Source organism: Vibrio satsumensis (genome assembly GCF_050337435.1).
In the GTDB taxonomy this organism is placed as follows: Bacteria; Pseudomonadota; Gammaproteobacteria; order Enterobacterales; family Vibrionaceae; genus Vibrio; species Vibrio satsumensis.
This window is the reverse complement of the sequence record NZ_JAKJSX010000016.1, coordinates 1-12,569: the sequence shown is the minus strand read 5'-3', so window position 1 is coordinate 12,569 and position 12,569 is coordinate 1. Positions and strand designations below refer to the sequence as shown.

Below are 12,569 nucleotides of genomic sequence, written 5' to 3'. Positions count from 1 at the left end.
TCTTATGATGCGCCCACAATCTAATCATCACCCGCTTTGGGTACAGTGGGCGCAGCAGAACCCACATCAAACAGCATTCGTTACTCCCAACTGCGCTTATACTTGGCTGCAAGTTGTGGCGTTAGTGAGTGATTACCAACAACAGCTATCAGAACAAGGCCTCTTGGAAGGCGACGTGTTGACCATTGTTGGTAGGAACCAAGCAGAAGTACTCCCCGTTTATCTAGCGGCACTGAACCTAGGCGTGCTTTGCGCGTTCACTATGCCTCAGCCATCACTTCGCTTAGTACAAAAGCTTGAATCGCTTTATAGGCCGTCGGCTAGGCGTTATCTATGGTTGTTAGAAAGTAGTGGTTTAAATCAATCAGACATTGCTGAACCAAACACTCAGTTACTTACATTGCCTTGCTTGAGTGACTTGAATGTTGATGACAAACCAGCAGCAACGTCAGAACTTTCTTATTTCAATCCTCAAAACCTCGCGAGTATCGTATTTACTTCGGGCTCTACCGGAAACCCGAAAGCGGTGGCTCACACACTTGAGCAGCACCTATGTTCTGCTGCCGGGTTATTGGATGTTTTCCAATTTAAAGGCAGTGATACGTGGCTGCTGAGTTTACCTATGTACCATGTATCTGGTCTGGCGGTTGTTCATCGTTGGCTCGTTGCTGGTGGCTGTATAAAAATAGGTTCTGGTAAGCTTGAATCAGACATTGAAGGTTGTAGCCATGCTTCGTTAGTTGCTACGCAACTGCATAGGTTATTAAAGGGTAAGCAAGCACTTACTTTAACTCATGTGCTTTTAGGTGGTAGTCATATTCCAGAAGCGCTAGGGCTTGAGGCTCAACAAATGGGTATCGAAACATGGCTTGGCTACGGCATGACAGAAGCGGCCTCAACGGTGACGGCAAAGCCTGTTGATGCGAGCAGCACTGCCGGTTTTGTGCTGAATCATCGTCAATTGAAAATTGAAAACCAACGTATCTATATTGGAGGCAATACCCTCGCTTCTGGTTACTACTATCAAGGCACTTTAACTCCATTGGTGGATGATGATGGCTGGTTTGATAGTAAAGATCTTGGTCAATGGAATGGAGAGCAAGTGTCGATTATTGGCAGAGCCGACAATCAGTTTATTTCTGGCGGTGAGAATATTCACTGTGAAGAAATTGAGCGATCACTCAGTCAACTGCCTGAGGTTAAGCAAGCCTTTATCATACCCGTTGAAGACAGTGAATTTGGCTTTAGACCCGTTGCGATTGTTGACTGTGATGAAATGCCAACCGAAGCATGGTTTGCTGAACAGCTACAAGGAAGCTTGGAGCGATTTAAACTTCCTATCGAGTATTACCGTATGCCAGAGCAAGAACAACTAGGCATCAAGGTATCGAGAGCGGGATTAGCACAGTGGTTACAAGAGGTTCGCCCTAAATAAAACGAAGCGCAATACACGGTGACTAGTCGTAATTGCGCTTCAGGGGATTGTGATGGTGGTGAAGCCATCACAAATTCTTACTGTTTTATCTTGTCATCAAAGCTGCCGAGTTAAGCGAGTGCCTTCTTCATTTGTTCTGCGACCTTATCCACTTTTCCTAAGCCAATGATAACTTGCAGTCCACCTTTACCCACCGGAACCACACCTGCCGCTCCCAGTTTCTTCAGTTTGTCACTGTCGGCGATTGATGAGTCTTTTACTGTTAGGCGTAGGCGAGTAATACAGTTATCGACTTCAAGGATATTGTCAGCACCACCAATCGCTTCAATGTAGTTGTTGGTTAGGTTAACTAATGCTTCAGGAGATGCAGTCTCGCTTTCTGCTTCCATTTCCTCACCACGACCCGGAGTGCGTAGGTTGAACTTGATGATAGCGAAGCGGAAAATGCAGTAATAAAGTGCGAAGAACACTACACCTTGAACCAGTAGCATGTACCAGTTAACCGCTAGTGGGTTTTGGCTTGATAGTACTAGGTCAACGAAGCCAGCAGAGAATCCGAAGCCTGCCATCCACTCCATGCTTGCCGCAATGTAAAGCGACAAACCTGTTAACACAGCGTGTAGTAGGAACAGTACCGGAGCAAGGAACATGAAGCTGAACTCAAGCGGCTCTGTGATACCTGTGAAGAATGAAGCCATAGCCGCCGCAAGCATGATAGCGAATACTTGGTTCTTATTTTTCGCATCAGAACAGTGGTACATCGCCAATGCTGCTGCTGGTAGGCCAAACATCATGATAGGGAAGAAGCCCGCTTGGTACATGCCTGTTTTACCCGGAATACCCGTACCGTTAGCGATAGATTGTGCACCGCCTAGGAAGTTTGGAATGTCGTTAATGCCTACAACGTCGAACCAGAACACAGGGTAAAGTGCGTGGTGCATACCAACTGATAGGAACAAACGGTTGAAGAAACCAAACAGACCGGCGCCAACTGCGCCCATGCTTTCTAGCTTTATACCTAGAACGATCAGAGCGTCATAAACAGCTGGCCAGATGTATAGTAGAGCAAAAGAGAGAGCCATACCTGCGATTGAAGTCAGGATAGGAACCAAACGCTTACCACTGAAAAACGCCAAAGCCTGAGGAAGTTCAACGGTTGAGTAGCGGTTGTAGATCTCAGCTGAGATGATACCTACTATGATACCCACAAATTGGTTGCTGATTTTGCCAAATGCTGCTGGCACTTCACTTAGTTCAACATCCATTAATTGAGCGACAGAGCCTGGAGCAAGTAGCGTGGTGACGACGAGGAACATCACAAAACCAGACAATGCGGCTGAGCCGTTTTTATCTCGGCTCAAACCAAATGCGACACCCACCGCGAACAGAACTGCCATGTTGTCGATGATCGCACCACCAGATTTGATCAAGAATGCGGCTAAGATGCTTTCTGAACCCCAACCAACAGGATCCAGCCAATAGCCGATCCCCATAAGGATTGCTGCAGCTGGCAGTGTGGCTACGGGAACCATTAATGCCTTACCTACTTTTTGCATATACCCGAGTATATTCATATGTGCCCCTAAGTTTGTAATTAATTTTTTTAATGTTTCTGCTCGTCAACGTATGGAGTCAAAGATTGAACGAGGCAGGGTTTTAAGTAACTTCGGCTATTAAAAACTTATTTCTTAATGCAAACAAACGAAACGGGTAGTAGTATGAATTAAAATTTTTAATGCATGAGTTCGTATGGCTAACCATCAATCTTTACTTAGAAATCTTCATACTTTTAATGTTGCTGCAGAGAAAATGAGCTTTACGCTAGCGGCGAAAAAGTTGCATCTGACTCAGGGAGCCGTTAGCCATCGAATCAAAGTGTTAGAAGGTGAACTCGGATTTAACTTGTTTGTGCGAGGGACTCGTAAACTGGAACTGACTGAAGAAGGCCAGCGTTTTCAACGAACGTTATCCAAGTCGTTAAGCTCTATTTTTGGTGAGATCGAAGACATTACCAACACAGACTTGTATGGACAGATCAATATCGGTACTAGTCCTGCATTTGCCAACAGTTGGTTACTGCCAAGATTGGCTGATTTTAAACAGCGATACCCAAAGTTTAATCTCAACATCTTCTCGCAAGAAGAGCAGGATTTTCATCAAAATCATCTCGATGTCGCCATTTACTATGGTGCTGAAGATCTCAAAGACATGCATCGACAGCGCCTGTTTGGTGAAAAGTATATTCCGGTGTGTACACCGAGTTACGCGGCTGAGCACGACATCTTTGATGATGGCTTAGAATCGCTGCACCGGATTAATTTCATTCATGCACTAGGATCAGATGTATGGCAGCGTTGGATTAAACACCATGGCTTGGATGTGAACTTGTTTGAGCAATTTTACTGCGTGAGCCACCGGGATATGGGCGTAAGAAGTGCCCTCAGCAATATCGGTGTCGCGATGGGGCGCTATCATTTTGTTAAGCAGTACATTGAGACTGGTGAGCTCATAACGCCTTATCCGAGTATGGATACTGACAAAGGGTATGACTTAATCTGCCCATTAGGCACGGAAAAACGTCCTAAGGTAAGAACCTTTATTAAGTGGTTAGAGGGGCAGTTACGCTAGGTTAGTTAATTTAGCAATTAGATAGTTCAAAACAGAATTTATTATCTTTATAACCATCCATCATAATAAGCCATACAAATAACGGATTATAGAATAAGGTCTTATTATGAAAATTGCCCTCATCATTGCGGTTTTACTGCAGATAGGCCAAGCGGTTACTTCGTCAGGGTTGACTCGCTCGTTGGCTGAACTCACCGCATTTGTGTTGGTTGTGGTACTTGTTTTAATGAAAAGAGAGAGCAATAAGAGTGATAAGCCCCTGTTTGAATAGTAGTTTGGTCAATATAGATGACAAATGATAAAGGCAAAGCCCATATGAGCTTTGCCTTTTTTTGTGCTTCGTGATGTTGTTAGAGATTTAACTCCCTAGAGGTTATGCGAGGGTCAACCAAGCTAACGAACCTGTAGAAATCATCACCCACATCGAAATACCAAACATCAATGGCTTCGGCCCAGCCGCTTTCAGTTTCTCTACTGAGATGCCGCAGCCAATCAAGAACAGACACACAACCAACGCACGCTTAGACACGTCAAAGATCCCTTGATACACCATCTCAAACTGTGGCAATAAGTCACTTACCGCGATAGCCGCACAGTAGAAGAAAATGAAGTAGGGAACGGTAATCTTCTTTTGATCGCTTTTGAAGATCATAGCGCTAACCAAAGCAATTGGAATGATCCAAAGTGCACGAGCGAGCTTCAATGTTGTCGCGGTAGTCAGTGCTTCCTCACCATAAGCTGATGCTGCACCAACAACTGAAGAAGTATCATGAATCGCGATTGCTGCCCAGGTACCGAAAGTCTGTTGGCTTAATTCAAGCGCATGGCCAATCATCGGGAACAAGAATAGAGCTACCGAGTTCAACACAAATACAGTGGCTAACGCCAAGCCAATCTGTTCATCGTCTGCTTTGATCGCGGGTGCCACAGCTGCTATCGCACTACCACCACAAATCGCGGTACCAGAAGAGATAAGGTAGCCTGTTGTGCGGTCTAGCCCCATTCGTTTAGCCAAGAACCAACCAATGACTAATGTACCAATAATCGTCGTTACAATGAGTCCAATACCATCGCCTGTTACCGCTAATGCTTTTTCAAACTGAATGCCAAACCCCAAGCCAACAATCGAGTAGGCCAGTAACTTCTTGGTGAGTTTACCGACTTCCAAGTGTTCAGGAACTAAACCTAAACTAGCCAGTAGGAAACCGATAACGAGGGCTGTCGGGGAACTGACCCAGGGCGTTAAGCAAAATAGTGCAGCGAGATAAAACGGAACGGACTTTTTTAGGTTCATTGTATTTAGAGTCTTGTTTTGTAGTGACGTTATTGTAATGAGACCACTATACGTTCAATAAAATGATAAGTAAGTCTAAATGAATTGAACAAACGTTAAGGAAAACTTAACGCTTGTTCAGTTGATATGAATACGGTAAAGGTTATTTAGCGTAAGGTGCCGCGAAGATTGGACACCGACTGTCGAAGAGTTTCACAAGAGGCTTCTTTAGGTGAAATAGGCTCGCCAGCTTCTATCTCTAGTTTAGTCCAGAAGCGAGTGGGTAATCCTTTGCAGGCACGGCCTTTGTAACGGCTAAAGTAACTGCCCCATAATCCTTTGAGAGCCATTGGAATCACAGGGACAGGAGAACGTTTGATGATCAGCTCCATACCACGCATGAACTCAGCCACTTCGCCATCAGAGGTTAGCTTTCCTTCTGGAAAAATACACACGATGTGGCCTTCATGCAGGGCGCGTTCTACTTCTTTAAAAGCATTTCGAATAGAGCTACGGTTGGTTGCGGAGATTGGAATCACCCCAGCTCTTTTCAAGAAACGTCGAATAGGCGGCAACTTGGTGTAATCTTCTTCCATCACAAAGCGGATCAAGCGAGGGCAAACGGCGCTCAGCAATAATGCATCCATATAACTCACATGGTTGCAGATAATCAATGCGCCACCTTTTTCTGGCAAGTGATGTAAGTTCTTATGCTTCACTCGATACATGGTGTGAGTGACTACCCATGTAAAGAAACGGAAAGCGTATATAGGCACCTGGTGAAACAGGTACAGCATAATCAAAGTGTTTCCCAACGCGAGCAACACAAACAGCTGTGGAATTGAAAGCTCTAGAACACTAAGGCAAACAATACCTAAAACTGCGCTTCCCACCATGAACAGTGAATTGTAAATATTGAGCCCTGCAATCACTTGGGCACGCTCATTTGGTTTCGCACGTAATTGCATCAGTGAATACAAAGGAACAATAAAGATACCGCCAGAGATCCCCAGTAGTAGAAGATAAGCAAACAGCGGCCACAGCTCTGAATACATCACGAACTGATGGAAAGAGTTAAAGTTAGGCAAAGACTCTGGAATGGATATCGCCATTAAAAGGCCAAAGATCGAGATACCTAAGCTGCCCATTGGCACGATACCAATTTCAATTCGATGATTAGACAACTTATCGCAAGCCAAAGAGCCCATCGCAATGCCTACCGAGAACAGTGCCAGTAAAAATGCGACTGAGCTTTCTGTGCCGTTTAGGTGCAGTTTGGTGAAGTTTGGAAACTGAGTTAGGTAAGCCGCACCAAGGAACCAAAACCAGCTGATCGACATCAGAGCTTGAAAGGTTGGGCGGTCTTTTTTGGCAATCGCCAGTGTTGCACGGGTGAGCTTTATAGGTTGCCACTTCACTGTAAGGTCTGGTGCATTGCTTGGCGCTTGTGGGATAAAGCAGCTCGATAGATAGCCAAGCACAGCGAATGAAACAATACACACCGCAGCAATGAGCTTCGCCTCTTCTTCAGACGCAATAATACCGGCACCTAGAGTTCCAATTAGAATCGCTAAGAATGTACCTGTCTCGACGAGCGCATTGCCAGATACCAGTTCTTTCGTTTCTAGTTGCTGTGGAAGCAGGGCGTACTTAACTGGGCCAAAGAAGGCACTTTGTGTTCCCATTAGAAACAGAAGCAGTAGCAGTATTCCGTAACTTTCGTAGATGAAGCCGATCGCCCCCAGTGACATGATCACCACTTCAAGGAGTTTAACTTTGCGAATGAACCAAGATTTTTCGTATTTATCGGCCAAGACTCCGGCCAAAGCAGAAAATAGGAAGAAGGGCAGAATAAAAAGGCCAGCGGCCAAATTTATGAATAAATTACTGGAAATAGGCAGCGTGTCTACGCTAGCGAAAGCAACAAACAGTAACAGGACATTTTTGAATATGTTGTCATTAAAGGCTCCTAGAAATTGAGTAATAAAGTAGGGTAGGAACCTTTTTTGCATTAACAGCGAAGATTGGCTGCTGTTGTTCATTGTCTTTCCTTGGATGATTACCAGTTGGCTAAGTAGTTTGAGACTAGGTTATTGATCAACTCTTTACCATCAATTGGCTCAGCGGCGAAAAACTTATCATCAACGCTAAGTAGAGTAATTCCATGTACTCCAGACCATAATACACGGCTGGCTTTAACGACTTCGCTTTTAGTATGTTCAGGGCCAATCGCTACTAGCAGCTGCTCTAGCATGCCTGTCATTCTATCGATGCGGTTTGATTGCCATTCAGGAAGGTTTTCACCGTTCATGTTGTGCTCAAAGATAAGCTGCCAACGGTGAGGGTGTTTTTGTGCAAAATCGTGGTAGCAGTATGCAAGGTTGAATAGAGCTTGTTGGGGGGTGCTCGATTGTTCAACCGCTGCAGCGGACTCTGACGTCAGTTCATCTAATGTTTGAGCTACAACGTGCAAAAGTAGTAAGTTGTAGTTACCAAATACATTCACCAAGGTGCTTGGTACATAACCAATCATATTGGCAATTTTTCGTAAACTTAACTCGTGATAGGAGTGCTCTTCTAAGAAGTCGGTCACCGTCTTTAAGGTTAGTTGCACTAATTGTTCTCGAGTATGATCGTTTCGTCTTGCCATGAGTAGTTTCTATTAAATGAACATCGTTCAATATTTTAATGCTGCCCCTGAGTGCCGTCAATCCCTTCGCTAGTTTAGTAATCAATTAATAGCCGCAATATTATGATACATGTGTAAACGCCGTGAATATTTCATTGTTCTTTGTTAACGAGTATGATTAAGGTGTCGAAAGATAAAGAACCCTATAAAGGATAATAATGAAACGATTTTTCTCACTAGTCGCGATCCTGTTGGTAACAGTCGCGGTGACGCCAATCGCGGAAGCGAAAAAGTTTGGTGGTGGTAAGTCATTTGGCAAAAGCTTTAAAACGGCTCCAGCACCAAAACAACAAAACACGAATTCGATCCGACAAGATCAAACGGGTAAGAACACAGCAGCTAACTCAAGCAAAAAAGGCCTTATGGGCGGTTTGCTAGGTGGTTTACTTGCTGGTGGTCTTTTAGCTGCATTCTTTGGTGGCGCATTTGAAGGTATCCAGTTTATGGATATTCTGATCATGGGTCTGATTGCGTTCCTAGCGTTTAAGTTCCTACGTGGAATGTTAGGCGCGAAGCAGGGCTCTATGAATCAGCAGAATACACGTGGCCAACAGCCGGCATTCGGCGGCATGGGTCAGAATAAGTTTGAACAGTCTAAGCAACAGCCAAATGTTCATAACTTCGAGCAAGCACAGCCTCAATCACAACCTCATTCACAAAATGGTGCTGGTGGTTTCGGTTTTGGTGCGCAAAGCGATGTTCCACATAACTACCCACCGGGCTTTGATCAAGCGGCATTCATCAATGGCTCTCGTGAGCACTACCGTACACTGCAAGGTGCATGGAACCACAACGAGCTAAACACGATTGAAGAATACGTATCTCCAAGCCTATTTGAAGATCTGAAAGCTGAGCGTAACAAGCTAGATGGTGATCAGCACACAGACGTAATGTACGTTGATGCTGAAATCGTTCGTGCAGACCACGACGGTAGCAAAGCACAGCTAAGCCTTCAGTTTAGTGGTCGCTACCGTGATTCAGCTGAAGGTATAGAAGAAGACATTACTGATATCTGGCATTTAGAGCGTGATCTAACGACCCAAAATGCACCATGGTTAATTGTTGGTATTCAAGGTTAATTCCACGATTTAGTTAAACATCAATATGATGTAGTTAATCGGAATAACACCTAATAATTGAAAGCCCCTACAGAGAAATCTGCAGGGGCTTTTTGTGTTTTTAGGATAGCCAGTAAGTAATGTCCGGGCCCTTAGAACAATGAGTTCCATGGTTTTGCTAGAGATGATTCAAATTTGAGAGGCAGTACTTTGAAAGCGGACATTTGTCCTCAATGCTTTGTGCCATTGCTCCTTATGATTGCTCCAACAAAACAAATAAGGAAACATTATGACTGCACATATTGCTGGCACTGCTGAGGATTTCGCATCTACGGTAATTATGCCGGGTGATCCACTACGAGCGAAATACATTGCTGAAACCTACTTAGAAGACGCAAAGCTCGTGACCGATATTCGCAACATGTTTGGATACACTGGCTATTACAAAGGGCAGCGTATCTCAGTTATGGGGCATGGCATGGGTGTACCATCAATGGTTCTCTACGGCCATGAACTGATTAATGACTTTGGTGTGAAGCGCATTATTCGTATCGGTAGTGTTGGGGCAACGCAGAAAAATGTGATGATGCGCGATGTGATTTTGGCACAAGCCGCCGGTACAGACTCTCCAACTAATGCCAAGCGCAGCAGTGGCTATCACATGGCGACATCGGCAACGTTTGAGCTTTTACATAATGCTTACCTTTCAGCAAAAGAGAAGAATATAGACGTAAAAGTTGGCAACGTGTTCACTGGCGACCTTTATTACGATCCTGATGAAGACCTTATCCCTGCCTTGGAGCGTTTTGGAGTGCTTGGTATCGATATGGAAGTTGCAGGCTTATACGGGCTAGCACAACAATTTGGTATTGAGTCATTAGCGATCCTGACGGTGTCTGATCATTGTATCACGGGTGAGGAGACGACAGCAGAAGAGCGTCAGCTTTCATTCAACAACATGATTGAAATTGCTTTAGAAACGGCAATCAAAGCTTAAGCCTGTGTGGAGGGCTTAACGTTAAGCTCTCCCAAATAAAAACATCTAACCTACGAGCCCTTGGAGTGAACAATGAAAAATAAAATGACACTCACTGCTATCAGTTTCCTCGCTAATTTTGTTATGGCGGGCTTTGCGACACAATTTGGTATGTTGGTCGAGCCAATAGCCAATGCATTTAACGCGAATGTAAATGAAGTAGCATCAATATTTTCTTTATTAAATGGCGGAGCACTTGCCGGAACTATTGCGGCTTTCTTCTTAATTGAAAAAGTCGGTATTAAACGCATGACGGTACTGTGCTACGGCATTATCGCGCTGTCCTCATTAGGCCTTTACATAGCACCTTCGTTATCTATCGTGATGCTATGCATGACTATCATTGGTTTTTGTGGCGGTGTTGGTCTGTGTATCGCTGGTACTATTGTCGTTTCACTATGGAAAGACAAAATTCAGAGCACAATGTTAGTAGTACAAGACGCGACATTTAACATTGCAGGTGTTGTGTTCCCTCTGATTACCACTTACGCACTTACTAATGCTATGAACTGGAGCATCAGTTACTTGAGTGTTGGCGTAGTTGCTTTGGCAACAATGTTTATCGCTTTGCTGACTAACTTCAGCCAGTGTGGTGGTGAAGGCGCAACACAAACTGAATCAAAGTCTGAATGGAACTTTGGCATTATCAGTGGTGGTATCGGATTATTCTTAGGAATGCTTGCCCTTTATACTTTCTTAACTTGGGCTCCAATGTTTGTGAAAGAGAAGTTTGATATTCCATTTGAACAAGCGGGTAACATTATTACTCAGTATTGGTCAGCAGCGTTGGTTGGTGCTTTAGTTTCGACTGTCATTGTGTCGCGCATGAAGATTCAGTATTTCTTATTGACGATTATTACGCTGGCAATGGTGATAACGAGCGTCATTGTAACGACAAACAAACTAGAATGGCTCTCTTACCTGACTTATGGTTACGGGTTTGCTTGCGCCGCACTTTATAATGCTTTCATTGCTTATGGTGTGTCATTTGTTCGCAATGCATCAAGTAAGAATGTTTCTTATATATTGGTTAGTGGCAGTGCTGGTGCAATGTTTAGCCCTGCGATTAGCTCTATGATGGAAAGTATTGTTGGCTTACAAACGGTTATGTATGCCATCCCTGCTATCTATGCTGTTGTGTTGGTGATGCTTATTGCATCTACAAAGTACAAAGCAAGCCAAGCCAATCAAACTCAAACTGCATAAATAGTTATCGGTTTAAGTGACCCCGAAAAGGTCTGCATTTGCGCAGGCCTTTATTGTTCCGCAAACTTTCTAAGCCCTTCTAGATCAAGAATCCTTAAGCCTTTCTTTTCTTTCGCTATAAAACCTTTGCTCTCAAGCTCTTTCACTGCGCGGCGGTAGACTCTATCAGTTGTAGCAAAACGTTCTGCTTCAAGGTAGTTTTTTTGAAAGCCATCGACGGGTAAGTCATTCAAATATTGATGATAAATGTCGTAGGCAACATTGTAAGTGATCGGATACAGAAGACGCCTTGTTAGGATCTCGACGGTGTCTTGATAGTCAATAGCGATAGCACTGGCGAAATAAAGAGAGAGCTTAGGTTGCTCTAACAAATATTTCTTTAGTTTTTGTGCATCAATGATAGATACGCTGACAGGCTCGATTGGCATAATATCCATCTGGCAGCGGTATCCGGTAAAGAACTCCATCTCTCCGAAAACTTGTTGCTCACACTCGAGGGTACCTAGCAAAAATGTTTTACCGTTTCGAGCCGTCATCCCCATAGAAACCCTTCCTGAATCGACAAGGTATAGGTTCTCTACATGCTCTCCTTGAGTTAATAACTTCTCATTTTCCTGAAATATTCTGCTCGTACAAATACAATCACGAATGGTTTGTTCGATTAGTTGCTTGTCTTCGGTCCACTCAGTTTCGAAGCGACCTTTTCCTAGGGTTTGTAGCTGCATATTTGGTTTTAATTCAGTTGTTGAGATAAGTTTCTTAACTTGGATGATAGATTATCAGAGCGTTGAGCGAGAAAGGTAACGGGTACAGTGAAATATTATACACAGAAACGAAAAAAGCCAACTCAATGAGTTGGCTTTTCGATTTTCCAATTAAGGAGAATATGGTGGAGGGAGACGGATTCGAACCATCGAAGGCAGTGCCGGCAGATTTACAGTCTGCTCCCTTTGGCCACTCGGGAACCCCTCCAGGGTGTGTCTTACTCTTCACAAAGTAAGCCTAAATTGATGTTTTCCCATAAGCCCATCAACTAGGTTGTTCTCTTAACTCTCGAAAGAGGTAAGAAGAATATGGTGGAGGGAGACGGATTCGAACCATCGAAGGCAGTGCCGGCAGATTTACAGTCTGCTCCCTTTGGCCACTCGGGAACCCCTCCAGGGTGTGTCTTACTCTTCACAAAGTAAGCCTAAATTGATGTTTTCCCATAAGCCCATCAACTAGGTTGTTCTCTTAACTTAACT

At 44.1% G+C, this 12,569-nt stretch carries 11 protein-coding genes and 2 tRNA genes; 6 read left to right on the top strand and 7 right to left on the bottom strand.

Annotated features, from left to right (window positions below):
* The first annotated feature begins 4 nt into the window (after positions 1-4).
* The gene (gene menE / locus L4C44_RS19510; RefSeq protein WP_428805598.1) at positions 5-1,435 is read left to right on the top strand and encodes an o-succinylbenzoate--CoA ligase; all 1,431 of its coding nucleotides are present in this window, start codon (positions 5-7) and stop codon (positions 1,433-1,435) included.
* 110 nt (positions 1,436-1,545) lie between these two features.
* Here the strand turns inward: menE and nagE are convergent, their stop codons facing one another.
* On the bottom strand, positions 1,546-2,991 hold the full coding sequence (nagE, locus tag L4C44_RS19505) for an N-acetylglucosamine-specific PTS transporter subunit IIBC (RefSeq protein ID WP_186728077.1): 1,446 nt from the start codon (positions 2,989-2,991) through the stop codon (positions 1,546-1,548).
* A gap of 193 nt (positions 2,992-3,184) precedes the next feature.
* Here nagE and L4C44_RS19500 point away from each other — a divergent pair, with 193 nt between their 5' ends.
* Positions 3,185-4,063, top strand: a complete 879-nt coding sequence (locus L4C44_RS19500) for a LysR substrate-binding domain-containing protein (protein ID WP_146491726.1) — start codon at positions 3,185-3,187, stop codon at positions 4,061-4,063.
* A gap of 106 nt (positions 4,064-4,169) precedes the next feature.
* On the top strand, positions 4,170-4,334 hold the full coding sequence (locus tag L4C44_RS19495; RefSeq protein WP_186728075.1) for a hypothetical protein: 165 nt from the start codon (positions 4,170-4,172) through the stop codon (positions 4,332-4,334).
* A 102-nt stretch (positions 4,335-4,436) separates the two neighbouring features.
* Here the strand turns inward: L4C44_RS19495 and L4C44_RS19490 are convergent, their stop codons facing one another.
* From L4C44_RS19490 to L4C44_RS19480, 3 genes are all read right to left on the bottom strand, one after another.
* A complete protein-coding gene (locus L4C44_RS19490) occupies positions 4,437-5,357 on the bottom strand; it encodes a YeiH family protein (protein WP_285953324.1) in 921 nt (306 codons plus the stop codon).
* A 146-nt stretch (positions 5,358-5,503) separates the two neighbouring features.
* Complete coding sequence (locus L4C44_RS19485; RefSeq protein ID WP_428805597.1) at positions 5,504-7,378, bottom strand: MFS transporter; 1,875 nt, start codon at positions 7,376-7,378, stop codon at positions 5,504-5,506.
* 17 nt (positions 7,379-7,395) lie between these two features.
* Positions 7,396-7,986, bottom strand: coding sequence for a TetR/AcrR family transcriptional regulator (locus L4C44_RS19480; protein WP_428805596.1), 591 nt, complete (start codon positions 7,984-7,986; stop codon positions 7,396-7,398).
* A gap of 197 nt (positions 7,987-8,183) precedes the next feature.
* Between L4C44_RS19480 and L4C44_RS19475 the strand changes: the two genes are divergently transcribed.
* From L4C44_RS19475 to tsgA, 3 genes are all read left to right on the top strand, one after another.
* Positions 8,184-9,104 (top strand): Tim44 domain-containing protein, encoded by a 921-nt coding sequence (locus tag L4C44_RS19475; RefSeq protein ID WP_048668476.1) that lies wholly within the window; start codon positions 8,184-8,186, stop codon positions 9,102-9,104.
* A gap of 265 nt (positions 9,105-9,369) precedes the next feature.
* Positions 9,370-10,080 carry a purine-nucleoside phosphorylase gene (gene deoD, locus L4C44_RS19470; protein WP_372384794.1) on the top strand — a complete coding sequence of 237 codons (711 nt, stop codon included), beginning with the start codon at positions 9,370-9,372 and terminating at the stop codon, positions 10,078-10,080.
* Between the two features lie 72 nt (positions 10,081-10,152).
* On the top strand, positions 10,153-11,325 hold the full coding sequence (gene tsgA / locus L4C44_RS19465; RefSeq protein ID WP_327784085.1) for an MFS transporter TsgA: 1,173 nt from the start codon (positions 10,153-10,155) through the stop codon (positions 11,323-11,325).
* 50 nt (positions 11,326-11,375) lie between these two features.
* On the opposite strand, the gene L4C44_RS19460 is transcribed toward tsgA, so the two are convergent.
* From L4C44_RS19460 to L4C44_RS19450, 3 genes are all read right to left on the bottom strand, one after another.
* On the bottom strand, positions 11,376-12,050 hold the full coding sequence (locus L4C44_RS19460) for a Crp/Fnr family transcriptional regulator (protein WP_123305447.1): 675 nt from the start codon (positions 12,048-12,050) through the stop codon (positions 11,376-11,378).
* Positions 12,051-12,212: 162 nt separating this feature from the next.
* Positions 12,213-12,297: transfer RNA gene (locus L4C44_RS19455), tRNA-Tyr, on the bottom strand.
* Between the two features lie 102 nt (positions 12,298-12,399).
* Positions 12,400-12,484 (bottom strand) — tRNA-Tyr (locus tag L4C44_RS19450).
* Positions 12,485-12,569: the final 85 nt, after the last annotated feature.